The sequence below is a fragment of the Novosphingobium aquimarinum genome, assembly GCF_009746585.1.
Lineage (GTDB): Bacteria > Pseudomonadota > Alphaproteobacteria > Sphingomonadales > Sphingomonadaceae > Novosphingobium > Novosphingobium aquimarinum.
In genome coordinates this window covers 259,784-286,412 of sequence record NZ_WRPO01000002.1, presented here as the reverse complement: position 1 = coordinate 286,412, position 26,629 = coordinate 259,784, and the positions used below count along the sequence as shown (strand labels likewise).

Genomic DNA, 26,629 nt, shown 5'->3' with positions numbered 1-26,629 from the left:
GCTTGCTTCACGGGCTTTTGCGCGCTTAGGGATCTGCCCATGATGTCAAAGCGCCTCCTTGTCGGTGCGGGTCTCGCGTGCGCCGTGAGCCTTGCCGGCATGGCGGCGGTTTCCGCGCAGCAGGGCAGCGCGCTGATCAACCCTGCAGGCCTGCGCGACGTCCGCATCATCCGATCGCAGCTGATCGAAGCGCGCCGGCAAGGCAGCCTTGCCCGACAACGCGCCGAGAAACTGGAGCGCGAGGCCCGCGCCGCCACCGAGCGCGTCGCGCGGACCGAGCGCGAGGCCGCAGCACTGGCGGCGCGGATCCAGGAAACCGAGGCCGCGGTCGGAGCGCGCGAAGCGGAAGCGAAGCTGATCGGCGAAGCGCGCGACCGGTTGAGGGCAACATTGGCCGAACGCCAGCGCCCGCTCGTGCGCCTCACTGCCGCGCTGCAACGGCTTTCGCGCCGCCCTCCGGCACTGGCGCTGCTGCGCCCCGGCTCGGTCGAGGACACGATGCATTTGCGCGCGCTGCTCGAGACGATGCTGCCGGAAGTGGAGACGCGCACGGCAGCCTTGCGCGAAGAGATCGAAAAGGGCCGCGCGCTCGAACGCCGCGCGCTGGCGGCGGTGGAGACGATGCGGCGCAGCGAAGCCGAACTGGCAGACCGCCGCAAGCAGCTCGCGGCGCTCGAAAGCCAGCAGCGGCTCGCCAGCCGTTCCGCTTCGGGCACGGCGGCGCGCGAAGCCGAGCGCGCTCTGGCACTGGCGGAAAAGGCCGGCGATCTCGGCGGGCTGGTCGAGCAAGTCGGTCGCCAGGGCAAGTTGCGCGAGCGGCTGGCACGCTTGCCGGGGCCGATCATGCGGCCTGCACGTCCCGAGGTTTCGCAAGTGGTCGACGTCGAAAGCTTTGCGCCTGTCGCACAAGGGATCGCCGGCTACGTCCTCCCGGTGGGCGGGCGCGTGATCACGGGTTTCGGCGAGACCCGGGAGAACCAGCGCCGGACGCGGGGGCTCGAGCTCGAAACGCGGCCCAATGCGCAAGTCGTCGCGCCGGCCGCGGGGCGAGTCGCTTTCGCGGGTCCGTACCGCGGCTATGGCCGGATCGTCATCATCGCGCACGATGGCGGTTGGACCACGCTGGTGACGGGCCTGGCCCGGATCAACGTGGACGTGGGCGATGAGCTCTTGTCCGGCTCGCCGCTCGGCATCGCGGGGCCGGTCTCGCCGGTGATCGGGGTGGAGCTGCGCAAGGACGGCGAACCGGTCAACCCGCTGCGCTATGTGCGGCCGAACTGAGTCATCGGAGTCGGCATGACTCGGGATTTGGACCGCATTTCGCCATCCCTTGCAGCCATCTGGCATTAATTAGCCAAAGCGCATATTGTAAGCAGCGATATTTCCAAGAGGTCCGCACCCGCAATGAAACTGCTGCCCCTGTTCCGCGCCACTCTGCTCGTCAGCGCGGTCGCCCTGGTTCCGGCATCGACTGCCGGTCTTGCGGCCGTCGATGGACGCTCGAGCGCGGAGTTCGGCAGGCTCTTCGCGATCTACCAGCTGGTGAAGGACAATTACGTCGATCAGGTGGACGACGACAAGCTGCTGCGCGGCGCGATCGACGGCATGCTCGCCAGTCTCGATCCGCATTCGAGCTATCTCGACGGCGCTTCGCTGCAGCGCCTCGAAACGATGATCGACGGCAACTACACCGGTCTCGGCCTTTCGGTCATCCTCGAGGACGGAGCGGTCAAGATCATTTCGCCGTTCAAGGGCAGCCCTGCCGACAAGGCGGGCCTGAAAGCGGGCGACTTCATCACCCATCTCGACGGCCAGCTCTATTTCGACCGCGACCTCGATGAAGCCGTGGCCAAGATGCGCGGTGCCGCCGGCACGTCGATCCGCTTGACGGTATTCCGTCCCGGACGCGACGAACCGTTCGATGTGACGGTGACGCGCGGCGTGATCGAACTGGAACCGGTGACGCACGAAGTGAAGCACAATGTCGGCGTGATCTCGGTCAACGAGTTCTCCCGCGACGTCGGCCGGGACGTCAATGCCGCGATTGCCTCGATCAAGGCGCAGACCGGCAACAAGCTGGCCGGGCTCGTGCTCGATCTGCGCTCGAATCCCGGTGGTTCGCTCGACGAAGCCGTCGCGCTATCGGACTTGTTCCTGGAGAGCGGCGACATCGTCTCGCAGCGCGGACGCCTTTCGAGCGAGAACATGGTCTACCGCGCGCACAAGGGCGATATCGCCAATGGCTTGCCGATCGTGGTGCTGATCGACGCGGGCAGCGCCTCGGCTTCCGAGATCGTCGCCGGCGCCTTGCAGGACCAGAAGCGCGCCGTCGTGATGGGCGAGCGCAGCTTCGGCAAGGGCAGCGTCCAGTCGCTGATCGGGCTCGACCGCAACAGCGCGGTCAAGCTCACCACGGCGCGCTATTTCACGCCGTCCGGTCACTCGGTGCAGGAAGGCGGCATCGAACCCGACATCAAGGTGCCGCAGCTTTCGGATCCCGATGCGAAGGCCCGTGCCGATCGCGCGATTCGCGAATCCGATTTGCGCGGCCACTTGATCAACGAGGTTTCGCTCGACGACAAGAAGCTCGAGGACGACAAGAAGCAGGATCCCCGCTTCACCGAGACGGCCGAGGAGCTGAAGAAGAAGGGAATCGAAGATTTCCAGCTGCACTATGCCGTGCAGACTCTCCAGCGCACTGCCAACACTCCCGCGTTCGCGGCTCGAAAGCGCTGATGCCGGCCCATGGGTGAGGGGATCAGGGCGGCGCGTCTGCTCGCGTTCGCGACTCCCGCCTTTCTGCTCGGCGGTGCTTATCTCGGACAGTACGCCTTCGGGCTTTACCCCTGCGAGATGTGCTGGTGGCAGCGCTACCCGCAGTTCGTCGCGCTGGGGCTCGCGATCGTCGCGCTGCTCATCCCGAGACCGAAAGCGGTGCTGGCGTTGGCCGCGCTTGCGATCGCCGTGTCGGGCGCCATCGGCGCGTTCCATGCCGGGGTCGAATATGGCTGGTGGGACGGCGTGACCGCTTGCAGCACGACGGGCCGGCCGGCAGGCACCGAAGCCCTCGAGGCCATCCTCGACGCGCCGGTGATCCGTTGCGATGTTGCGCCCTGGACCCTGTTCGGCATTTCGCTGGCGGGGTGGAACTTCCTGTTCTCGAGCGCCGCCGCGCTCGCACTCGTCTTCCTGCTGACCGCCGAGAGGAAACCCGCATGACCGATACCGCAGCCAAGCTTACCGAACGCATGTTGCGCGTCGACCAGGCCGGCGAATACGGCGCCACGCGCATCTACGAGGGGCAGATCGCGGTCATGGGCAATCGCGCTCCCGGTTCCTCGCTGATCGCCGGAATGGCCGCGCAGGAAGTGGGCCATCGCGAGCGGTTCGACGCGATGATGACCGAGCGTGGCGTTCGTCCGACCGCGCTGCAACCCTTGTGGTCGGCCGCCGGCTATGCGCTGGGCGCCGCGACCGCGCTCATGGGACCCGAAGCGGCGATGGCGTGCACGGCCGCGATCGAGACCGAAATCGAACGGCACTACACCCAGCAGCTCGAAACTCTGGACGGCGAGGATCCCGAACTGTCCGAAGCGATTCGCGAGTTTCGCGATGACGAGCGCGCGCATCACGATGCGGCGATCGAAGCCGGGGCCCGCGGAGCGCCGGGCTATCCCTTCCTCTCGGGCGCGATCCGTCTCGGATGCCGCCTGGCGATCCGGTTGTCCGAAAGGATCTGAGCCCCCGCTCCGGCGCGATGGAGCGACGCGGCGGGAACCAACCCCCTTGCTTCAGCTATCATTCAATGGCGGCACCCCTATAGTCGCCGCATTAGCGCCAAATTCCGGAGCCCGTTCGATGTCCCGTCCATTTTATCTCTTCGCCGCCGCCGCGCTCATCAGCGGCCTTCCCGTCACTGCGGCGCAGGCTCAGGACGAGGGCGAACGCTACAATCAGGTCATCGTCTATGGCGACGATCCATGCCCGCAGTCGCAAGGCGACGAAATCGTGATTTGCGCGCGCAAGGACGAAGCGGAGCGCTACAGGATTCCGGAGCCTCTGCGCGGGATCGACAATCCCGAGAGCGAATCGTGGAACGAGAAGGTTCTCGCTTACGAAACGATCGGTAGCTTCGGCACGCTGAGCTGCTCCCCGGTCGGCGCCGGGGGCGCGACCGGCTGCACCCAGAAGCTGATCGATGCGGCCTATGCCGAACGCACCAATGGGACCGACGTGCGCTTCAGCGAACTGATCGATGCGGAACGGCAGAAGCGGCTTTCGACCATCGACGATGAGGCCGCCAGCGAGCAGGCCCGTGTCGAAGCGGCCGAGCGCGAGTATTTTCAGCGCAAGGCGCAGGAAGACGTCGCGAAGAAGATGGCCAGCGAAGCGGGCGCACAGAAGGACGACTGACCGCTTGCGGCCCCCGCCGGCCGCTGCTCAAGCTACCACAATTTGGCGAGCGTCGCGTGCACAGCGGTCAGGTAATCGCGCATGTTGGTCGCGGTCGTCTCGGTCAGCGCGATGAGATCGCGCCGCCGGTCCTTGGGATCGGTCCAGCGCCGCAACAGTCCCGCATCGGTCATCTGCCGGACCCAGCGCAGGGCGGTGCTCATCGGCACCGACGCGGCAATGCACACGCTCGAGACCGAGACCTGCTGCCCGTCGAGTTTGGCGCGCGTGAGGTCGAGCAGGATATCCCAGGCGGGATCGGCGAACATCTGGCTGGGAAAGAAGCGATTGCGCAACGAGCGTGAGGCAATGATCGCACGCAGCGTCGCGCCGATGTCCTTGTCGGTCAGACGCGTGTCCGACCGCGGCTCGAGCGTCTTGCCTTCGAGCACCGAGACGAGCCGCGCGAGCTGCTCGCTGAAGTTCGTCATGCTGGCGCCGTCGGCGATGTGACGCCGCACGCCGAGGTAGCGCATCGCCCGGCGCAGCGCGGCCGAATAGGCATCGAATTGCAGCGGACGGCACAGCACGTCGACCGCTTCGACATGAAGGCCGCGCACCGCGAGTTCGGTCGTAAGCTGGTTGGTGATCATCACCGCGGCGAGCGGCCGTGCCGTGCCGAGGCGCGAGCGGGCTTCGTCGATGAGGATGAAGCCGTCGGTCGCCGGGATGTGCAGATCGACCATGAGGATCTGGATTGCGGACTCCCGCGTCAGGCGTTCCAGCGCTTCGCGGGCCGTCGCCACACAGAAGTAATCGTAATTGAGCTCTTCGAGCATCCGTGCGCAGTGGGCCGAGCACTCACGATCGCTGTTGATCACGAGAACGGCGGGGGCTTTCGGTTCGACGAAGGGTTGCAGACCCTGAAGAGGGGCTGCCAAGGCCTGGCTAGCCATCGACGATACTCTCCTTTTCAGGGTCAGCCACCCTGCTTGCTCCGCGAACCGGCGAAGCCGTTGCGACAGCCCGAAGCGATCGTTCGCGAAAACGCGCCGGAGGGCCGGGACGGCGCAGCTATAGACCCAAAAATACAGATTACCACCGTCTTGGCTGCAAAGCGGTGGTCACACCGGCCCAGCTGAAGGGATGGTGGCCCGCTGGATCCGGTTAGCGGTCGCGCATCGGGCAACCGCTTCGCAAGATTCTCGAGCCGACGCGCGTTGCCGTCGCCCGCCTCTATGCGGCCTTTAGAAAATCCCTTGATTTCAATAGGAAGGCGCGGCTTCACTTGGAATCATCCAACCGGTCGCGGGCCTCGATCCGTCGCTATTCCTGGCGAGTGGTGCTCGTGACCGACGCGCTGACCCCGCCGGGGCATGGCGATCCGACCGCTTTGCTCAGGCCGTCGCCAGCAATTCTCGCGCTTATTTTCCACAGATATGACGGTATCCGGGAACTTTTGCTGGATATCGCGCCAATATGACACTAGTTGGCCGCCTATCCGAGATTCGATGTGATAATTGCATGCTCAATTTGCAGATAAATAGTGCAGAGGTTTAGTGGACGATTCGCGAGGAGGGCCCGACAGTGCCGCCGCCGCAGGACTGGATGCCGATAAGTCCGACGGTGAACATGGCGTTGGAGAAAAGTCCGGCAAGACGGGAACCGAGCGGCGTGGCCAGAACTGGCGGAGCCTGCTCGAACTCGATGCGCAGATTCACGAAAAGCATGGCATTCGTATCCTGACGCCCGAAGCGCGAGTCCTCATCCACCTCAAGCTGCAAGGGACGCTTTCAGTAACCACGGCCATGCAGCTTGCGGGAGTATCCTATCGTGGTTTCTATGCCGTACTCGAGCGGCTCAAACAGGCCGGGGTCGTGTCGCAGGCGAGGGACAAGGGGGACCAGCGCGTGCGCAATCTCAGCCTCGATCCCTCCATGCCGCTGACCACGGACAACGTCTGAAGACGCTGCCGCCGCATTTCCTGCAGAATTCTGGGAATACCCGACCTTGACGCAATCCGCTCCTGCCATCGCGGCAATCCTCAAATTGAAGTCGCGATCGCTGCTCCTTGCCGGTATCGCCGCGGTGGCACCGACGCTCTGCCTGTCGCTGCCGGCGCTGGCCGACGACGGCGGTCAGGCGTCGACTCTGCAGCCGATCCCGGATCCGGACGTGGCCGCCCGGCAAGGCGCCAACGATCAGTTCGATTCCGCTTTCGATGCCACCGACGATACGACCGTCGCTGTGCCTTCGGCGCCGGACACTGCCGCATCGGGCGATGTCATGGCACCGATGCCCGGTGTCGCTGTGCCCCCCCGCAATGACGCGCCGGCGATGGTCGGTCCCGTCTACGATCCCGGTCGGCCGACCATTGCGCCAGACGCGCTGTATGGTCCGCCGTCGCCCAAGCAGCGCAAGGGCAATCTTCCCGCGATCGGCTGGACCGAGCCGGCCCGCGTAGTGCCGCCGGCGCTCGAGGAAGCGGTGCAGATCGTGACCCGCAATTACCCATCGGCCCTCGCCGCGCGCTCGGCCTTGCGGGCCGCGAATTCAGACGTCAGTTCCGCCAAGTGGCAGCGCTTCCCCAGCCTCACCGGCAATCTCGCCTATCTCGACGATCGAGGCTCGCCGCAGCCCGAAGTGGTGGTCGAGGCGCCGATCTGGGCGGGTGGCCGGATTTCGGCGAACATCCGCCGCGCCCGCGCGCAGGAGGACGTCAGCTCCGCGCAGTACGTCGAAACCGTGCAGCAGCTCGCTTTGACGGTCTCGCAAGTCTACTTCGAGATCGCGCGCCTGACATTGCGCGAACAGCTGCTCAAGGAAAGCCTTGCCGAGCATCTCCGGCTGGTCGAGACGATGGAGCGCCGCGTCGCGCAGGAAGTCAGCCCGCAGGCCGACCTGGAGCTGGCGCGTTCGCGTGCCGCGCAGATCCAGCAGGAATATACGGTCTCGCAAGCCGCACGCGAAACCAATCTGCGCGTTCTCGCGCAGCTCGTGGCGGATCCGAGCTACGATCTTGGGCCGATCCCGTTTTTCGATCCCGCGCTCGACCTCGCCAGCAAGACCACACTGGAGGAACAGGCAGTCGCCTACGATCCCCAGATCAGCCGCCGCCGCTCGGAGGCCGACATTTCGCGCGCCGATCTGGATCTGCGCCGCGCCGCCATTCTCCCGCAGGTCAACGCGCAGTATTCCTATTCCGATGTCTTCGGCAGCCGTGTGGGCGTGGTCCTGCGCTCGCAGACCGGTTCGGGATTGAGCGCGCTTGCCGACGTCAACAGCGCGCAGGCCCGCATCCAGACCGCGATCGAAAACGTCCGGGTCGCGGAACAGGAATTGCGGCGCGAGGTCGCAGCTGACATCATCAATTTCGAAGCCGCCAAGGCCCGTGCCGTGATTTCCACCGATGCCGCCGCGACGTCGGCACGAGTCAGCGAAAGCTACACCCGGCAGTTCATCGCCGGCCGCCGATCGTGGCTCGACGTGATGAACGCGCTGCGTGAGGCCGTGAACAACGCCATCGGCAAGACCGATGCAGAAATGACCGCGCTTGCGACCGCGACCAAACTCTTGCTGGAAAGCGGGCGTTGGCGTCCGGTCTTCAGCGATCAGACCAATGCCGGAATGCGCATCCCGGAAAGCCAGGAAACGGGGCAATGACAGTGGCCAATGCAATTCAGACGTCGATATCGGACCTCGCGCTGCTGCGCAGGATCGAACTGAAGCCCGAGTGGGCCGATTCGGCCCAGGAGGTAACGCGCGAGGATGAAGAAGGCCTGGCCGCCTTCATTTCCGCGATCGGCTGGGCGCCGCCGAACGCGTTGCGGACGCCGCCGCGCGCCAACGACTTCCCGCTGCTGGTGTTTCATCCGGACCATGGCTGGGCCGTGGCCGAGCGCCTGGAGTCGGACAATCGTCTCCAGATCATGCGCCACGGCATCGCCGCGGTCTGGGAAGACGCCGACAAGGCGACTCTCTACGAGGTCGTGATCCCGCTGCCGGCAGGCCAGCAGCCGTTCACCCGCGCTATCGACGTCTTCAAGACGGCGGTCTTGCGGCGCAAGAACGTCATCGTCGTGGCGATCGTCGCGACCGTGGTCGTCAACTTCATCGCGCTCGTGACGAGCCTTTATACGATGCAGGTCTATGATCGGGTCGTCCCGCGCGGGGCGTTCTCGACGCTGTTCGTCCTTACCGTGGGTGTGTTCATCGCCTTCGCCTTCGACTTCACGCTGCGAGTCGTGCGCGCCAACCTGATGGAGCGCGAGGCGGCGCATATCGATACCGAGGTGTCGGAATTCTTCTTCTCGCGTGCCGCCGAAGCGCGGCTCGATGCGCGCCCGCCTTCGGTCGGCACCATGGCCGCGCAGTTGCGTGGCCAGGAGCAAGTGCGCTCCATGATCTCCTCCGGGATCGTGTTCGCTTTTGCCGACCTTCCGTTCGCGCTGCTCTTCATCGGGGTCGTCGCGCTGCTGGGCGGCGTCATCTCGCTGGTGCTCCTCGTCGCGTTCCCGTTGTCGATCTGCATTGCGCTGATCTTCGCCCGCCTGATCCGCAAGGATACGGAACGGACCCAAGTCAGCAGCAACCGCAAGAACGGCCTGCTGGTGGAAGCGCTCGACGCGGCCGAAACGGTGAAGGCGAATCGCGGCCAGTGGTACATGCTGTCGCGCTGGAGCGCGCTGCTCGACGAACTGCACGAATCCGAGGTCCCCACCAAGAAGCTCCAGGCCAAGGCGGGTTCCATCTTCGGCGTCCTGCAGCAGGCGACTTACGTCTGCCTGATCGCCTGGGGATCCTACGAGGTCTTTTCGAATCGGATTTCGCTCGGCGGCCTGATTGCCTGTTCGATCCTCGCGGGTCGCGTCAACGGACCGCTGATCGCGCAGCTGCCGAACCTGCTGGTGCAGTGGAGCTATTCGCGCTCCGCGCTCAAGATGCTCGACGGCATTCTCGCGCTTCCGGTCGACCGGCAGCACGACGTCGAGCAGCTGCGCCCGGCACGACTGGCGCCGGCGTTGTCGTTCAAGGACGTGGAATTCGTCTATCAGGGCGGCAGGACCGGCATCAACGTCCCCAAGCTGGAAATCGGCACCGGCGAACGCATCGGCATGATCGGTGGCGTCGGGTCGGGCAAGTCGACGTTGCTCAAGCTCATGAGCGGGCTCTACCCGCCGCAGAAGGGGCAAATCCTGATCGACCGGCTCGACATGACTCAGGTCGCCGAAGATATCCTGCGCGGCACGATCGGCTATCTGCCGCAGGACTATCGCCTCGTGAACGGCAGCCTGCGCGATAACCTGACTCTGGGTATCCCCGATCCGGGCGACGACAAAATCATGGAAGCAGCTCAGGCCACTGGTCTGGCCTCGCTGATCACTTCGCATCCGCGCGGGCTCGATCTGCCGATCAGCGAAGGCGGGCGTGGTCTTTCCGGCGGACAGCGCACGCTGACCGGCCTTACGCGCCTGCTGCTCGCGCAGCCCAAGCTGCTGCTGCTCGACGAGCCGACCTCGAATCTCGACGTCGACACCGAGGCGCTGGTGCTGCGGACCATCACCCAGCGCTTTTCGTCCGAAACCACTTTGGTCATGGTCACGCACAAGCTTCAGCTCGTCAATCTGGTCAGCCGCGTGCTGCTCGTCGCCAACGGCCAGATCGCGATGGACGGCCCGACCGCGGAAGTGATGAAGCGTCTGCGCCCCAACCAGGCGGGCCAGCAGCCGACGGCAGCCACTAGCAACACCGTCGCCGCCACCACCACCTCCACGCAGGGCAAGCAGGTCACGATCACCCCAAAGCGCAGTCAGGAAGGAGCTAAGGCATAATGGTCTCCGCCAGCTTCAAGAACCGATGGTTCAATCAGTCGACGATCGTCGTCTTCTCCGTGCTCGCCTTTCTGGTGCTTGCGATCACCTGGTCGTTCTGGGCGGAACTCGATCAGGTCAGCCGCGCGCCGGGGCAAGTCATCCCGACCGGCCGAATCCAGGTCATTCAGAGCACCGACGGCGGCCAGATCGAAAAGATCTTCGTGCGCGAGGGCGACAAGATCAAGAAGGGCCAGCAGCTCGTCCAGCTCGAGGACGTCAAGCTGCGCGCCTCGACCAGCGAGGCGCAGGGCAAAGTCGCCTCGCTCCTTTCGACGATGTCGCGAATCAACGCCGAGCTGTTCGATCGCCCACTTTCCTTCCCGCCCGAAGTGCAGGCGTGGCCCGAGTTCGTGAACAACCAGACGCTGCTTTATACCAAGCGCCGCCAGGCCTTGAACGATCAGCTCTCGTCCTTGCGCCAGATGCTCGGCCTGATGAATCAGGAGCTCAACATGAACATGCCCCTGCTCGAGCAGGGTGACGTCAGCCGCGCCGACGTCCTGCGGTTGCAGCGCAGCGTGTCGGACATCGAATCGCAGATCGTCAACGTGCGCAACAAGTACCTGTCCGACCTCCAGACCGAGTACACCAAGACCGAGGAAGACCTCGTGACCGCGCGCGAAGTGCTCGCCCAGCGCACCGATGCGCTGTCGGACACGAAGATCTACGCGCCCAGCGATGGCATCGTGAAGAACATCAAGCTGACCACCGTCGGCGGCGTGCTGCGACCCAGCGACGAGATCATGACGATCGTTCCGACAGGTGACGAACTGATCGTCGAAGCCAAGATGTCGCCCAAGGACGTCGCCTTCGTCCGCGTCGGCCAGCCGGCGAGTATCAAGTTCGACGCTTACGATGCCGGCATCTACGGATCGGCGAACGGCGAAGTGATCTATATCAGCCCGGACACCCTGACCGAGCAGACCCCGAGCGGTGAGCAGGTCTACTATCGGGTCCACGTGAAGGTCGATACGAGCCCGATGAAGCCGCACTTGCAGGGCGAAACCATCGAAATTCAGCCGGGCATGACCGCCACTGCCGAGATTCAGACCGGCAAGAACACGGTCTGGCACTATCTGACCAAGCCGATCAACAAGACCATGAGCGAGGCGATGACCGAGCGCTGATGCTTACGCGGCTGCGGGAAAGCACGGAACTGGTGCCGGCTTTCCCGCAGCAACGTGTCGAATCGGTCATCTCTGTGACACTAAATCCACAGCAGGCAAATTATCTTGTAATTTTCAATACTTGCGGTGAGAAGTGCCGAATTCACCTTCTATCTGCCGCTGTCTGAGGGGTCTTCACCGCGCTGCGGTAGGGAAAACAGCCATCACACAACCAAAATGGCATCGTTGTGGTTTTAATAGCTTTGGCAAAGTGCGGATGGGCTTGTTAACGGACGAATTGCAGGGAGTAGATTTTGTCCCGAGCCTCGGTTCCATGTTGGGGGAATAGATGAGCACTAAAGTCGTAACGGCGCCGGCAAAGGCTGCTAAGCCGCTGGTCCACAAGGGAAAGCAGGCCCACGCGGCCGAGCAGGCGCAGCCAATCCCTGAAGACGACGCAAAGGTCGTTGGTAAGGAAGCCCGCGTTACCGAAGAATCCGAAAAGGTAATTCTTGCCCAGGCGGATGACGCCAAGGAAGGTAAGGAAAGCCGTGAGGAGGCTTCCGAAACCGCACTCGCCGCGAATTTTTCGTTCGCTGGTGAACTCGCGCAGGCCGCGGCATCGAGCGGTTCGCTCGTTACCGAAGCCGGCGAAGTCGAATCCGTGGGCTACGCCCAGGAAGGCGGCGGTCCCGGCGGCACCGTCCTTCTGATCGGCGCGGTCGCGCTGGTCGGTCTCGGTATCTACGTCCTCGCCGATGGCGGTGACGACGACGATCAGGATCTTCCCCCGCTTAACGTGGCCCCCGTGTTCGGCACTGCGCCGACCGTGGCTGCGATCGCTGAAGATTCGGATGGCACGACGTTCACCGTGACTGCCACCGACGCCGACAACGATCCTCTGACCTACACCCTCGGTACCATTACCGGCGGCACGGCCACGATCAGCAACGGCACCGTCACCTTCGTTCCTGCCGATGACTTCAATGGCAATGCCACGGTTGTCGTCAACGTCAGCGACGGCACGGCAAGTGCCAGCCAGACCGTGACGATCCCCGTCACGCCCGTGAACGACGCCCCGGTTGCGGGCGATGCCACGCTTGCGGTTACGGGTACCGAAGATCAGGACCTGGTCATCACTCCGACCATCACCGATCCCGATGGCGAAGACCTGACCTTCACGTTCACCGATCCGGCGCACGGTTCCATCGAAGTCAATGACGATGGAACGCTGACCTACACGCCCGACGACAACTACTTCGGTACCGACAGCTTCGTGCTGACCGGCACCGATGAAGCGGGTCTCTCGGCTACGCAGACGATCAACATCACCCTCGCGGACGACATGGATCCCAACGATCCCACGGGTCCGATGGATGTGTCGATCGACGTGGGCACGAACAGCTCGTCGGTGACGCTTGACGATGCGGCGGATGCTGCAGTGAACTTCGTCGATGATGTCGATGCGGTCACCAACGTGATCCTCACCGGCGTGGGCGACGACGATACCATCACGATCATGGGCGATTCGGATGATTATTCCATCGCTTCGGTTGGTAACGATATCCGCATCACGTTCAGCGACGGCAACACGATCTTCAACGATATCGTTGTCGAGGACATCCTGCCCGACGATTTCACGGGCTTCGTGTTCGACGAGCAGTCCGCTGAGCTCGCGGTCGGTTTCGACCTCATCAACTTCGGCTAAACATGTGCCCCTAAGGGGGGGTCACATACTCGATTTTATCAGGGAGCACTTTTATGGCCCGCATTATTCTCAATCCCGGTGAGACGGCGGAGGTCGGTAGCCGTACCGACTACGACGTATTCGGCACCACGGGAGCGGAAACGCTCTTCATCGACGGTGACGCTGACGTCACTCTCGATCCGTCGACCAACCGTGGCGGCGACACCATCTACATCGATGGTCTCGCTTCGGACTACACGGCGACTCTGCAGAACGCCAATCTCATCCTGACCAACGACACTGGAGCTTCGATCTTCATTCCCGTTGGCACGACCGCTTCGACGATCGTCTTCAACGGTTCGGTCCTCGGTTCGGACGACATCCGTGACCTCGCCATCGTCGACGGCGCGATCAATGTCGGCGATCAGGTCATCGTCAGCGGCGATGTCCTCGACGACGAAGGCACCGTTACGCCGACGCCGACGCCGACCCCCACGCCGACCCCGACTCCGACCGGCGACACCATCTCGCTGACGTTCACGCAGGACACGCTTGACGGCACCGGCGGCGACGACACGTTCCGTTCGCGGATCGTCCAGAACGGGGACGGCTTCCAGGCCAACTCGCTCGGCAGCGGTGACTTCATCGATGGCGGCGCTGGCCGTGACACGCTCGACGCCTACGTTCAGGCCGCTTCGTCGCTCGGCTCGCAGCCGACTGCGCCGATCTCGCCCGAACTGAACTCGGTCGAAGTCGTCGAAGTGCGTTCGCTGTTCGGCGTCACGCAGGACTTCGACACCTCGCCGGTCTACATCGACGCGCTCGATTTCCGTGGCACTGACACTTACACCTCGTCGTTCTCGGACAACGATCTGTACTTCTACAACGTCAACACGCTTCCCACCGACGGCATCGTCGATGAGGGCCGTGAAACCAGTGTCCTGACGTTCTGCATGGATCACACCTCGGGCGCTAACGTGACCGGGTTCCTCGATGCCGCCAGCCTCTATGTCGGTATCGACGAGGACTATCTCCTCTCGTCGCCGATTTCGACGGCGTCGTCGATCACGCTGCAGCTGCTCGACATCGACAACCAGATCACCACCGATCAGCCGCTGCTCACCAACCCGTTCGACCGCCTGGTCCTCGAGGTTGATGGCGTGCGCTACACGATCGCGTACGACGGCAACAACAACGCCGTTGGCGTTGCCGCGTATCAGGCGCTGGCTGCTTCGATCCAGGACGGCATCGACGATCTTGATCTGGACCTTCAGGTCACGGTTGCTTCCGCGTTCGACGTCGTCGATCCGGATGGCACGCCCGGTGGCATGGCTGACGGCTTCGAGATCATCATCACCGCGCAGAACGGCGAAACGCTGGTTCCGGTCGGCTTCATCGCTTCGGACATCGTTCCGCCGAACACCGACTACCAGAAGCAGGTCTTCGAGACGCCTTCGGTCGAAGTCGACACCCTCATCACCGTCAATGTCTGTGTCGATAAGGTCGGCCGCGGTGGCGAAGGCGGCGAACTCGTCGTCGGCAACCAGAACTTCATCAACGAGACGTCCGAGCAGCGCTTCGACTTCTCCGATGTGACCAATACGCCGGAATACTACGCGAACCCGGGCGTGCAGCGCATGCTGCTCACCGTTATGGGCAACACGCTGCAGTCCAGCAGCCTGAACGGCCTCTACGCGACCAACAACTCGCTGCAGGAAGTCTACGTGTCGAGCGAAGAGGGTGGCACGGCCAACCTCGAAATCGGCAACTTCGCCTTCGGAACGGGTTCGGGTCCGAACGAAACGTCCTTCACCGGCGCTGACCTGACGGACGTCCGTAACTTCGGCCTGCGTGACGTGCGCATCTTCGACGCGACCGACATGGTCGGTAACACCGAACTGCACGCGTACATCTCCGATGCTTACACGGTGAAGTACCTCGACTCGCAGGACAGCCAGTTCGATCCCACGGGTGACGACGTTCCGGCGATCTACACCTTCGGTGCGGGCGACGATCTGCTCAACATCAACATCTCCAAGGACAACATGGCGGACTCGGGCGCGGCGACGCGCAACGATTTCCAGTTTGTTGCCGACATGGGCGATGGCGATGACACGATCGAGTTCCAGATCGGCAACGGCCAGTTCAATGGCTTCGGCGCTGCAGGCACCGACGAAAACTGGTACACCAACCACCTGATCAACGCGAACCTCACGCTCAATGCAGGTGCCGGCGACGACTTCGTCAACACCTGGGGTTCGACGGCCGCGATCATCAACGGTGGCGCCGGCGACGACGTGATCTTCACCGACAACTCGGGGCAGACGCTCAATCCCAGCAGTGACGGTTCGGACGTCTTCAACTTCGGTAAGGCGACCTGGGTTCTCAACTCGCAGAACAACAACATCGAAGATCTCGAGACCTACGGTGCGACTTCTTTCGCGAACGTTGCCAACCTGCGCATCTCGGTTCAGTTCCAGGACTTCGTCATCAGCATCGACGTCCCGGGCTCGGATGGCGTCAACGGTGTCTCGCTGACCGATCTGCAGATGAACCAGCTCATCAAGGATCTCGTCAACGATCACCCCGTTGTCGGCGACTTCATCCAGGTCTCTGACGGCCCCGGCCGCACCCTGTATGTTGAATCGCTCGTGGACGGCGAGATGTCGGCCAGCGACTTCTCGGTCTCGTTCTCGAACTATGCTCCGCTCACCGCGGCGCAGACGGCGGGTAACGCGGTTCTGTTCAGCGACATCCTGGCCGGTCTTTCGGCTTCGGCTCTGACTTCGTTCAACGGTCGTTACGACAGCGAGTTTGCGGTTGATCCGTTCTACGGCACGCTGACCGGCATCGACTCGGACAACGTCAACAACAACCGCGTCAACGGCGGCGCTGGCAACGATGAGATCGCTCTTTCGTCGAACGGCGAAAGCATCGAGCACCTCGTTCTCACGGGTCCGTTCGGTGTCGATCACGTGCTGAACTTCAACGCTGCCGTGACCAGTGCGGCACTGGCTGAAGTGCAGACCATCACGGTTGCCGATACCAATGGCGCCGATCCGACGGCCGCAGGGATCACCTACACCGTTGCTGTTCTCGACGGACGTTACACTGCGACCTACACCACCACGGGTGGTGAGACTGCAGCTGAGATCGCAACCGAACTGCGTGATGATCTCACGGCAGCGGTTGGCACCGATGGTACCGTGGGTGGCACCGGTGGCGTGATCACCGTCACGTCGACTGACGTCGGCGCCGATGAGACCGACGCAACTGTGACCAGCTCGGGTGGTGAAGAAACCCAGGAGATCACGTTCACCGCCGACGCCCTTGGTGGTGAGCAGATCACGGTCACGTTCGCTGACACGACGGTCAGCTTCGTGGTCGACCCTGCTGCCGCAACGGCCGCAGATGTCGCTGCTCAGCTTGAGGATGCGTTCGACGCCGCTGGCGTGGACGCTACTCTGGCGGGTCCGACGGTCACGCTGACGAATGACGAAGCCGGTAACATCGTTCCGGCCTCGGTCGAAGTGACGCGGGTTGGTGGTTCGACGCTCGACTACACTGTCGACACGACCACTCCGGGTACGATCACGGGTATCAGCGTCACGGCGACTTCGGTCGACGGGGCCGATCCGGAAATCGGCTACGACATCTTTGCGGTGGATGCTCTGATCGGCACCGTCACGGGTGGTACGTACTTCGTGAATAGCCAGCAGGCTGACAACGCGGAGTTCACGACCATCAATGGCATGATCGACTCGAGCAATTCGAACGGCATCGTGCTGATCGATAACCTGCAGTCTGATGACTATGCCTTCTCGGCCGGTACGCCCTTCGGTGGTCTCGATCACTCGTCGGCGGTCCAGCAGCTGGTTCGCGCGGCTGACAACACCGCGCAGACCGGTGCGACGCAGCACCTCGTGGTCGAAGTGTTCGACTCGGCTGCTTCCCCGGACGGCCTGATCGGCTCGTTCTACCTGGTGAACGACGGTGCCGCTGCGAGCGACGCTTCGGCCACCTACCTGGGTTCGATCTACCTCGGCGGCTACAACGATGCCGGCAAGGAAGCGATCGGCGATTGGGATGCGATGACGCTTGCCAACTTCGACACGCTGACCCCGACTCAGCTGCTCGACACCTACGGCGTTGGTCTCCCCTGAGCCCATTGCTGGAACCGAAAAATTGGGGGGCGTCGCAAGACGCCCCCCTTTTTTTGTCCAGTAATCCAGTCCGGCCTTCGGCCTTGACGCGGCCCGGGGGCTGATCTGCGAGAAAACACGAAAAAGTGCGCCAGGGTTTGCTGAATTGGACGGACGACTCCGTCACATCAGTAGGGAAGGTCGTGAGCCGACGAGCTACGCTTGGTCAGCCACCTGACACTCCGCCTTGTAACCGGCACGGGACCGACGCGCGAAATGCGTGATCCAGCCCGGCACAGAGGAAACGATGGCCCGCAACACCCTCTTTATTCGATCCGGCCTCGCCGGAGTTCCCGGCACCGGCCAGTACGAAGTCTTCGGCACGCCCAGCGTCGAGGTTCTCTTCGTCGATGCTGACGCCGACATCGTTCTGGATGCATCCTTCAACAAGGGACGCGACACGATTCACCTCGGGGGCGCTGCGACCGACTATTCGGCCACACTCCAGAACGCCAACCTGATCCTCACCTCGGACTGGGGTGGAACAGTCCTGGTCCCCATAGGCACGACCGGTTCGACGATCGTCTTCGACGGTGTTGGCGAAACGACGGATAGCCGCGTCCTTGCGATTACAAACGGAGCCGTCGCTCTGGGAAATCAACTCCTCCCGACGGGAACCACCACACAGATCGACCCGGCGGGCGGCATCGTCGGTCAAACTAATGGATCGAACGGAGCCGAGCAGTCGGGCGAGCGCAACACCCTTTTGATCCGGTCGCCCGAAGCAGCCGTGAGCGACGTCGGTCGCTACGAAGTCTTCGGCACAACCGGTGCAGAGACGCTCTCGATCGCCGGCAATGCCGACGTCGTTCTCGATGCGTCCTTCAACAAGGGCGGCGACAGGATCCTGATCGACGGCTTGGCGGACGACTATTCGGCCAGTCTGCAGAACGCCAACCTGATCCTGACTTCGGCGGGGGGCGGTCGCATCTTCATACCGGTCGGCACTGTCGGTTCGGAGCTCGTGTTCAAAGGCTCTGGCGACTCTGAAGACGCCCGTGTCCTGGCGATCACGGACGGCTCGGTCCTGCTGGGTGGCCAGGTGATCCCGTTCTCCGGCGCGGTCGGCGTCGCACCAGAAGGCGTGATCGTTCCGCCCAACCCGTCGGCCGGTCTGACCGTCGCGCTGAGCACGGGCACGGACATCTTCACCGGTTCGCGCGGTAATGACATCTTTGCTGCCCCTTCGAAGACCGGCAGCTCGGGGACCGCGAGCGCCACGCTGACGACCGGCGATCGCCTGGATGGCTCAGCCGGCGAGGACATCTTGATTGCCGAGCTGCCGGCATCGGCAACCACGCCGATCCAACCGACGACGATCAGCGTCGAGACCGTCCGGATATCGGCGGGCGCCGTCACGCCCGCAGGGGGCGCGGTTCCGGCAGCGATCGCCGAGCTCGATGCTCGCAGCATGTACGACGTCGAATCGTTCGCGTCCTCGCTTTCCAGCGCTTCGCTACTCATCTCTCACGCGAATACGCTGGCCGGCGGCAGCAACGGGCCCCTTCGCCCGACCGAAGACGTTGAGATCCGAATGGCTTCGATGGCCGGCCTCGGAACGAACGCCGCTGCGTCCGACCTGGTCGTGCTGTTCGACGCGCCATATTTGGTCGCCACCGACGCGACGCGGCCCGTCACGGCGCAGGTCGTGCTCGACAATGTCGGGCGTGGCAGCGACGGCGGCGATCTGCTGATCGGCGCCACGGCCATATCGAACGAGCAGTCGGGAATCGAACGTTTCGTTGTCACGGTGCTGGGCGAAGCCAGCAAGTCCAGCAGTCTTGCCAGCCTCTCGACGACGGACAACATGCTGCGTGAGCTCATCGTGCTCAGTGAAACGAACGATGCCACGCAACCCGGCGCGGCCAATGCGATCATCGGCAACCGAGCGACCGCTACCGGTGTGGTGGGCAATCTGGGTGCTTCGCTGATTGGCTCGGTTCCCAATGACGCGACGGATAGCGCATGCGATCTTACGGATGCGCGGAACAGCGCGCTGATCGATGTCGCGCTGGTCGACGGGACCGGTTTTGCCGGAAACTTCGAACTTCACGCCAGCCTGACCGATCAGGTCGGCGCCAAATATTTTATCGGCGCCAGCAACGATGATGCCGATGTTCCGACGGGCACGATGCGATACCTGTTCGGTACCGGCGATGACACGCTCAATCTCAGCGTCGCCAAATTCAATCTCCTGTCCAACGCGACCGACGGCGACTTCCGGGTCGTTGCCGACATGGGGGCGGGAGACGATACGCTGCTGCTCCAGGCCGGCGACGGAACGTTCTCTATGGGCGGGTTGATGCCGGCGCAAGGAGTGAGCTGGTACGCCGGGCATCTGCGCAACGAAAATCTGTCGCTCTCCACCGGAGCCGGGGACGATTTCGTGTGGACTTACGGCGCGACTGCGGCCGTCATTGCGACCGGCGAGGGCGACGACGTCATCTACACCGACAATTCCGGTACCGACGATCTGGTGTCCAATTGCGGTTACGCGACGTGGGTCTACAACGCCCGCAATCTCGATATCGACAACCTTGCCAGCGAAGAGGCCTTGAGCGCGCCGCGGATCGCCAATGTGTTCGTGGCGGTGACGTTCCTCGGTTTCACCAGCACGGCCGTCGTCGCCGACAGCCTCGATTCGATCGATGGCGTGACGGTGACCGATCTCGATGTCAACGCGGCGATCATGTCCGCGATCAACGACGACCCGGTGCTCGGCTCGCTGCTGAACGCGGTGGAGGGTCCGGGCCGGACTCTGACCGTGCTCTCGCGGGTCGATGGGCAATACGTCGAGCCGGATCTCGCGATCGAACTGACCAGCACGCCGCTGAGCGCGGCCCAGACCGCCGGCGCTTCGAGCCTGTTCGATGCCACCCAGCTCGCCGCGTTCGAGGCACGGTACGACAGTCAGTTCGCCGAACAGCGCACCGTCGTGCTCGACGGACGCAATTCGCAGAACCTCAACAGCAACACGGTCGAAGCAGGCGCCGGTGACGACGTGATCGTGCTATCGTCAAACGTCAGCAGCATCGAAACGCTGAAAATCAGCGGGGCCTTCGGCGTCGATCATGTCGCAAACTTCAGCGCGCACAGCCTCGCGCCGACGACAAACGAGACGCAGGTGTTCTTCATCGATCGGGCGCAAAGTGGCCAGGGCAGCGTCACCGCCGTGACCTATTCGCTGTTCGGTCTCGAACCGCAAACCATCGCGCTCGGTGAGAATGCCACCGCCGATCAGATCGCGCAGACCATCGCCGCCGACATCAACGCGCGTTACGGCGACCTTGCCACCGCCACCGTCGATAGCGCGGGCACGGGCCAGAACAACCTCGTGATCGAAGCCGATGGCCCCGACGGCCAAGGCATCGATTTTGCAGCGACGACGATTGCGTTCGCCGGCTCGGCCAGCAACGGCGGCGCATTGCCGATCACCGCCGTGCTCGGCGACATCGTCGACGGGCACCGCGGCGCGCTCGGTTTCGACATCTTCGATCTCAGCGCGGTCATCGCCGACCCCGATGCGCCCGACTACTTCTTCAATGGCGCGCAGCAGGACAGCGATGAAGCGGGCGCCCTTTCGGCGTTCATCGATTCCGGCACCGACGGCGTCGTCATCATCGATACGCTTTCCCAGCCAGGCGACGGCGGCGATGCGGTGCGGCTGCAACAGCTCGTCTCGTCACTCGACGACGAGACAAGTGACAGCACCGCGGGCGACGATACCCAAAGCGGGGTGATCGTCACTGTCGACGGCCAGTCGGGCACTTTCTATCAGTTCGTCAACGGCGAGGCGGCGGGCGATGCCACGGTCACCTATCTCGGCACGATACGCTTGAGCGACTACAGCGCCGCCAGCAAGGACAGCATCGGCAACTGGGACGCGATGACGATCGAGAACTTCACGCCGCTGAGCGCGAGCCAGCTGCTGGACATGTATACCTCGAGCATCGTCGGCTGAACGGCGGCGCGCTTCGGCGCGCGCACCCAGCGCCGGGGCCGGCGCTGGGCTTCGACACACTAGCTCAGGCCAGCGCGATGTCGGGCGCGTCCTCCTGCTTCATGCCGATGACGTTGTAGCCGCCGTCGACATAATGGATCTCGCCGGTGACGCCGCTGGCGAGGTCGGACAGCAGGTAAAGGCCGCTGCCGCCGACATCGTCGATGGTCACGTTACGCCGCATCGGCGAGTTCAGTTCGTTCCATTTGAGGATGTAGTTGAAATCGCCGATGCCGCGCGCTGCCAGCGTCTGGATCGGGCCCGCCGAGATTGCGTTCACGCGGATGTTGCGCGGGCCGAGATCGTTGGCGAGGTACTTCACGCTCGCTTCCAGGGCCGCCTTGGCAACACCCATGACATTATAGTGCGGCACGACCTTTTCGGCGCCGTAGTACGTCAGAGTCAGGATCGAACCGCCGCTTTCGGGCATCATCTCCATCGCCCGCTTAGTCACGGCGACCAGACTGTAGGCCGAAATGTTGAGCGTCAGCAGAAAGTTGTCGAGCGTCGTATCGTAGAAGCGCCCGCGCAATTGCGATTTGTCGGAGAAGCCGATCGCGTGGACGAGGAAATCGAGCGAATCCCAGCGCGTTTGCAACTGCTCGAACGCGGTATCGAGCCGGTCCATATCGGCGACATCGCAATCGATGAGAATATCCGAGCCGACGCTTTCGGCGAGCGGACGGACGCGCTTTTCCAGCGCCGCGCCCTGATAGGTAAAGGCCAGCTCGGCGCCGTGCTCACGCAGCTTGCGCGCGATCCCCCAGGCCAGCGATTTGTCGTTCGCAAGGCCCATGATCAGCCCACGTTTGCCCTGCATCAATCCGGTCATCGTACTACTATCCTGCATTCAGCCGTTCGTTACGGAGACCGCCTCGCCTTGTGTCTGGAGCACTTCCTGCTCCTCCGGCGAAACGGCGAGCGCGGCATTCAATTCCGCGCCAACCACCATTCCTAGTCCGACGAGCCAGAAAAAGAAAAGCGCGATCATCACTCCGGCGAGCGAACCGTAGGTCAAGTCGTAGGTGAAGAACGTCCGCAACACCCGGGGCAAGGCATAGGTGACGAGAATCCACCAGGTCGTTACCAGCGCGGCACCCGGCCATTTGGGATAGCGCCGCGACTGGTATCGGGAGGGTGTCAGCGAGATGAACAGCATGTAGATGGAACCGAACAGTGCGCCGGCGCTGATCAGCCGCGTGATCAGGAACTCGCTGACGAGCACGTCGAGCCCGGGGAACAGGGCAAGCACGATCTCCTGCACGGCCGACAGCATGACTTGCCCCGACAGCGCGATCAGCAGCAGCAGCACCGCCGCGAAAATGACGCCGGTCGAAAACAGGCGATAGTGCCAGAATGCGTGCGTGGCCGGGGTTCCGTAAGCCCGGTGCAGAATGTCGCGAATCGTCTCGATCAGGCTGGTGGCGGTCCAGATCCCGAAGAGACCGCCGATCCACAGCAGCCACCCCTGCCGGGCGGCGGCGATATCGCGCGCGACGGGCCCCAGCACTTCGGCCACGCGCGGAGGAACAGCGGTCAATACCGCACTGATCGTCGCATTGAGTTGGCCCTGCTCGCCGATCATGGCGTAGATCGCGGCGACCGCGATGAAGAACGGGAACAGTGCCAGCAGCGTCATGTAGGCGAGGTTGCCGGCGTGAATGAAGCCATCGTTCCAGGCTCCCGTCCAGATCCGTTTGACGACCGTGAAGAAGCGCGTGCCAGGCCCTGCCGACGCCATGATCATCGCCTGGATGTCACGCTTGTGGAGAGCATCCTGCCGCCGACCCTCGGGCGTCAGATCGGGTGGTACCTTCGCGCCTTCCAGCGGCTCGTCATGCACGCCCGGTTGCATGGGTCGGCGCGGTTCAGACGCCAAGCTTGTCCCGCACGTTGGCCGGATCGGTCCAGCCCTCGAGCTTGCTCCGAAGTTCGGCAGGATCCGCCGGCAGCGCGATTTCGAGATTGACCAGCTGGTCACCGCGGCTGCCGTCCTTGCGCGTGAAGCCTTTGCCCTTGAGGCGCAGGACCTTGCCCGAACTGCTTCCGGCCGGAACCGACAGCATCACTGTGCCGTCCACCGTGGGCGCGCGCACTTTGGCGCCGAACAGCGCCTCGTCGAGCGAAATCGGCAAGTCGAGCCGGACATCGTCGCCGTCGCGGCGGAAGAAGGGGTGCGGCTCGATCTGGATGGTGATGATGGCATCGCCCTTGCCGCCCACGCCGGGTTCGCCCTTGCCGGCAAGACGCATCTGCATCCCGTCCTCGAGCCCGGCCGGCAGTTTCAGATCGATCGATTTGCCGTCCGACAGCGTGATCCGCTGTGGTGCCAGCGAGGCGGCATCCGGCAGCGAAACGGCGAGACGATAAGACACGTTGGCGCCCTTCGGTGCGGCGCGCCCGCGGCCACGCGAACCGCCGAAACCCGCGAACCCGCCGGATTGGCCGCCACCGCCGCCACCACCGGGACCAGCCCGATTGCCGAAGATCTCGCTGAAGATGTCGCCCATGTCGACGCCTTCGTTGGCAAAGCCCTCGAAACCGCCGCCGCCTCCACCGAAGCCGCGCTGGTTGCCGCCGCCGAAACCGCCGCCGCCGCCGCCGAACGGCATCGTCGGATTGCCTTCGAGGTCGATCTCGCCGCGGTCGAAACGCGCGCGCTTGTCCTTGTCGGACAGGAGGTCGTAGGCCCGGGTGGCATCGCTGAAGCGCTCCGCGGCCTTCGGATTGCCCTGGTTGGCATCCGGATGAAACTCTTTCGCGAGCTTCCGATAGGCGGATTTGATCTCCTTCTCGGTCGCACCGCGAGATATACCGAGGATGGAATACGGATCGGCTGGCATGCGCCTTAGCTAGGATGGCAAGGGCGTTCCGGCAAGCAGCGCTTTCCTGTAACGCCAAGCAAGGCTATCGCCGGCCCGTGCAGCGCAGCAGCCCGCCCGGCTGCGGCGCGCTCGGCAAAGCTCTACCAAGGAACCATCATGTCATCGGAAACCCTCGCCGAAGTGATCCCGGATACGGATCCGATCGCCCTGTTTGACGCCTGGATGGCGGAAGCGCGCGCCGCGGAAATCAACGATTCCAACGCGATGGCGCTGGCGACGACCACCGCCGACGGACGGCCCTCGGTTCGCATGGTGCTGCTCAAGGGGCACGGCCCGGACGGCTTCGTCTTTTACACCAATGCGCAAAGCCGCAAGGGCGAGGAATTGCTGGCCAATCCGCATGTGGCCCTGCTCTTTCACTGGAAGAGCCTGCGCCGGCAAGTGCGCATCGAAGGACCGGTCAGCCAGGTCGACGATGCCACCGCCGATGCCTATTTTCACTCGCGCGCGCGCGATTCGCAGCTCGGCGCGGTCGCGTCCGATCAGTCGCGCCCGCTGGACGATCGCGCCACGTTTCTCGCGCGGTACGAGCAGGCGCGCGAACGTTTCGCTGGCACAGAGGTGGACCGTCCGGCCCACTGGACCGGCTTTCGCGTCGCTCCGCAGGTGATCGAATTCTGGCAAGATCGCCCCAACCGGCTCCACGAGCGCCGCCAGTTCCGCCGCGACGGCAAGGACTGGCCGAGTACGCTTCTCTATCCATGAGCACGCTCCGATCCCAGGACAGGGGGAACAATCTTCGCCGGTCCGCCGCGATTGCCAGCATCACGCTCGCCGCGATCCTGCTGCTGCTCAAGATCTGGGCGGCGTGGTCGACGGGCTCGATCGCGATGCTCGGCAGCCTCGCCGACACGGCCCTCGATCTCGTCGCCAGCATCGCCACGCTCACCGCGGTGTGGATTGCATCGCGGCCGGCGGACGACGATCACCGCTTCGGCCACGGCAAGGCCGAAGCGATCGCGGCGCTGTTCCAGCTGGTTCTCATCTCGATCTCCGCGCTCGGGATCGCCGCGCGCGCGATCGAGCAGCTGATCCTCGGCAGCCGGCCGGAAGCGGTCGAGGCCGGCATGGCCGTCTCGGTGGTCGCGATCGTCCTCACGCTGCTGCTGGTCGGGTGGCAGCGTTATGTCGTGCGCAGGACGCGTAGCCTCGCGATCGAGACCGACAGCGTCCATTACCAGTCGGACTTGTTCCTCAATCTCGCAGTGATCGCCGCGCTCGCGCTCGATCGCTTCGCCGGGATCGCGGGTGCCGACGGCGTGTTCGGCTTGGGGATCGCGGCCTGGCTCGGCTGGGGCGCGTGGCGGGCCTCGCAAGCCGTGCTCGAACAGCTGATGGATCACGAATGGCCGCAGGAAAAAAAGGACCGCTTCCTGGAGATCCTCGCGCGCAACCCGGACATCACCGGCGTTCATGACTTGCGGACTCGCACCTCGGGCAATCGCGACTTCGTTCAGTTCCACGTCTGGGTCGATCCGAACATGACCGTTCGCACCGCGCATGACGTGATGGACGACATCGAGGAGCGGCTGCATCGCGAATTGCCGGACCTGGAAATCCTGATCCACCCCGATCCTTCGGGGCACGTCGACGAACACGGTCGCGCGGCCGAAGATGTCCTGCCGAATACCTGCGACGTCGAAGCCTACTTGGCGCAGCGCGCTCCGGAAGAAGGAGCCGCCTGATGCCCGACGTTCCCTATTGGCATGTCGACGCTTTCGCCGCCGAGCCGTTCACCGGCAATCAGGCAGCCGTGATGATCCTCGAAACATGGCCCGAGGATGGAGTGCTGCGCCGCATCGGCAACGAGAACAATTTCGCCGAAACCGCCTTTCTCGTGCGCGATGCCAGCGGCGAGACCGACTGGGAGTTGCGCTGGTTCACGCCGGTCGACGAGATCCGGTTGTGCGGGCATGCCACGCTCGCCTCTGGGCATGTGTTGCTCGGTCTCGAACCGGCGCGCGAATCTGTCCGGTTCCGCACGCGGAAGGCAGGCGTGCTCGAAGTCAGGCGTGCGGGCGCGCTGCTCGAAGTCGGCCTGCCCGCGATTGCGACCCAGCCGGCGAGCCTGCCCGAGGCCGTGGCCGCGCTTGGGACGGAGCCGGCCGAAATCCGCCGCAATGCCGATGGCTACAACTTGTTCGTATATCGCAATGCCGGCGAAGTTCTGGCGATGACGCCCGACTTCGGCGCGCTGGCCGCGCTCGGCGACGATTCCTTCACCGTCACGGCGCCGGGACGCGAGACGGATGTCGTCAGCCGGGTGTTCGTACCCGGCGCCGGTATCGATGAGGACAGCGTGACCGGCTCGGCACATTCCGTGCTCACGCCGTATTGGACGCAGCGGCTCGGCCGGAAGACTTTCACCGCCCATCAAGCTTCGGCGCGCGGGGGACACCTCGAATGCCGGATCGACGGCGATCGCGTCTGGCTTGCCGGCGCGAGCGTCACGATCGTCGAGGGCCGCTTCCGCTGGTAAACGCC

The 26,629-nt window shown here is 63.8% G+C and carries 19 protein-coding genes; 15 read left to right on the top strand and 4 right to left on the bottom strand.

Annotation, left to right across the window (positions count from 1 at the left end; all coding sequences use genetic code 11):
• Window positions 1-39: 39 nt before the first annotated feature.
• The 5 genes from GQO94_RS03310 to GQO94_RS03290 all read left to right on the top strand — a co-directional run bounded on the left by GQO94_RS03310 (window position 40) and on the right by GQO94_RS03290 (window position 4,413).
• A complete protein-coding gene (locus GQO94_RS03310) occupies window positions 40-1,281 on the top strand; it encodes a murein hydrolase activator EnvC family protein (protein WP_332310815.1) in 1,242 nt (413 codons plus the stop codon).
• A 123-nt stretch (window positions 1,282-1,404) separates the two neighbouring features.
• Complete coding sequence (locus tag GQO94_RS03305) at window positions 1,405-2,736, top strand: S41 family peptidase (protein WP_156839717.1); 1,332 nt, start codon at window positions 1,405-1,407, stop codon at window positions 2,734-2,736.
• Between the two features lie 9 nt (window positions 2,737-2,745).
• Entirely contained in the window at window positions 2,746-3,219 is a 474-nt protein-coding gene (locus GQO94_RS03300; protein ID WP_156839716.1) for a disulfide bond formation protein B, read from the top strand.
• Entirely contained in the window at window positions 3,216-3,740 is a 525-nt protein-coding gene (locus GQO94_RS03295; RefSeq protein WP_156839715.1) for a demethoxyubiquinone hydroxylase family protein, read from the top strand. Before GQO94_RS03300 ends, GQO94_RS03295 begins: the two co-directional genes overlap by 4 nt.
• Before the next feature lie 118 nt (window positions 3,741-3,858).
• Window positions 3,859-4,413: a hypothetical protein gene (locus GQO94_RS03290; protein ID WP_156839714.1), complete on the top strand. Its 555-nt coding sequence runs from the start codon at window positions 3,859-3,861 to the stop codon at window positions 4,411-4,413.
• Window positions 4,414-4,445: 32 nt separating this feature from the next.
• On the opposite strand, the gene GQO94_RS03285 is transcribed toward GQO94_RS03290, so the two are convergent.
• Window positions 4,446-5,348, bottom strand: a complete 903-nt coding sequence (locus GQO94_RS03285) for a response regulator transcription factor (RefSeq protein WP_156839713.1) — start codon at window positions 5,346-5,348, stop codon at window positions 4,446-4,448.
• Between the two features lie 603 nt (window positions 5,349-5,951).
• Between GQO94_RS03285 and GQO94_RS03280 the strand changes: the two genes are divergently transcribed.
• The 7 genes from GQO94_RS03280 (at window position 5,952) to GQO94_RS03250 (ending at window position 21,221) form a co-directional block, all read left to right on the top strand.
• Window positions 5,952-6,356 carry a hypothetical protein gene (locus GQO94_RS03280; RefSeq protein WP_156839712.1) on the top strand — a complete coding sequence of 135 codons (405 nt, stop codon included), beginning with the start codon at window positions 5,952-5,954 and terminating at the stop codon, window positions 6,354-6,356.
• Window positions 6,357-6,402: 46 nt separating this feature from the next.
• Window positions 6,403-8,055, top strand: coding sequence for a TolC family protein (locus tag GQO94_RS03275; RefSeq protein ID WP_156839711.1), 1,653 nt, complete (start codon window positions 6,403-6,405; stop codon window positions 8,053-8,055).
• Entirely contained in the window at window positions 8,052-10,223 is a 2,172-nt protein-coding gene (locus tag GQO94_RS03270; protein WP_156839710.1) for an ATP-binding cassette domain-containing protein, read from the top strand. Before GQO94_RS03275 ends, GQO94_RS03270 begins: the two co-directional genes overlap by 4 nt.
• Window positions 10,223-11,392, top strand: coding sequence for an HlyD family type I secretion periplasmic adaptor subunit (locus tag GQO94_RS03265; protein ID WP_232332750.1), 1,170 nt, complete (start codon window positions 10,223-10,225; stop codon window positions 11,390-11,392). Before GQO94_RS03270 ends, GQO94_RS03265 begins: the two co-directional genes overlap by 1 nt.
• Window positions 11,393-11,720: 328 nt before the next feature.
• Window positions 11,721-13,079 carry an Ig-like domain-containing protein gene (locus tag GQO94_RS03260; protein ID WP_156839708.1) on the top strand — a complete coding sequence of 453 codons (1,359 nt, stop codon included), beginning with the start codon at window positions 11,721-11,723 and terminating at the stop codon, window positions 13,077-13,079.
• A gap of 53 nt (window positions 13,080-13,132) precedes the next feature.
• Window positions 13,133-17,221 (top strand): hypothetical protein, encoded by a 4,089-nt coding sequence (locus GQO94_RS03255; protein WP_156839707.1) that lies wholly within the window; start codon window positions 13,133-13,135, stop codon window positions 17,219-17,221.
• 286 nt (window positions 17,222-17,507) lie between these two features.
• Window positions 17,508-21,221: a beta strand repeat-containing protein gene (locus GQO94_RS03250; protein WP_156839706.1), complete on the top strand. Its 3,714-nt coding sequence runs from the start codon at window positions 17,508-17,510 to the stop codon at window positions 21,219-21,221.
• A 64-nt stretch (window positions 21,222-21,285) separates the two neighbouring features.
• Here GQO94_RS03250 and fabI read toward each other — a convergent pair whose 3' ends face one another.
• From fabI to GQO94_RS03235, 3 genes are read right to left on the bottom strand one after another with little or no spacing between them, the layout of a single operon-like run.
• The gene (fabI, locus tag GQO94_RS03245; RefSeq protein WP_156839867.1) at window positions 21,286-22,092 is read right to left on the bottom strand and encodes an enoyl-ACP reductase FabI; all 807 of its coding nucleotides are present in this window, start codon (window positions 22,090-22,092) and stop codon (window positions 21,286-21,288) included.
• Window positions 22,093-22,110: 18 nt separating this feature from the next.
• Window positions 22,111-23,103, bottom strand: coding sequence for a YihY/virulence factor BrkB family protein (locus tag GQO94_RS03240; RefSeq protein ID WP_332310814.1), 993 nt, complete (start codon window positions 23,101-23,103; stop codon window positions 22,111-22,113).
• Between the two features lie 25 nt (window positions 23,104-23,128).
• Window positions 23,129-24,103: a DnaJ C-terminal domain-containing protein gene (locus GQO94_RS03235; RefSeq protein ID WP_156839704.1), complete on the bottom strand. Its 975-nt coding sequence runs from the start codon at window positions 24,101-24,103 to the stop codon at window positions 23,129-23,131.
• Between the two features lie 138 nt (window positions 24,104-24,241).
• On the opposite strand from GQO94_RS03235, the gene pdxH reads away from it, so the two are divergent.
• Genes pdxH through GQO94_RS03220 form a run of 3 tightly spaced genes read left to right on the top strand, consistent with a single transcriptional unit; the run spans window position 24,242 to window position 26,624 of the window.
• Window positions 24,242-24,850, top strand: coding sequence for a pyridoxamine 5'-phosphate oxidase (gene pdxH, locus GQO94_RS03230; RefSeq protein ID WP_156839703.1), 609 nt, complete (start codon window positions 24,242-24,244; stop codon window positions 24,848-24,850).
• Window positions 24,847-25,830, top strand: a complete 984-nt coding sequence (locus tag GQO94_RS03225; protein ID WP_156839702.1) for a cation diffusion facilitator family transporter — start codon at window positions 24,847-24,849, stop codon at window positions 25,828-25,830. Before pdxH ends, GQO94_RS03225 begins: the two co-directional genes overlap by 4 nt.
• Window positions 25,830-26,624: a PhzF family phenazine biosynthesis protein gene (locus tag GQO94_RS03220; protein ID WP_156839701.1), complete on the top strand. Its 795-nt coding sequence runs from the start codon at window positions 25,830-25,832 to the stop codon at window positions 26,622-26,624. The genes GQO94_RS03225 and GQO94_RS03220 overlap by 1 nt, the downstream gene beginning before the upstream one ends.
• Window positions 26,625-26,629: the final 5 nt, after the last annotated feature.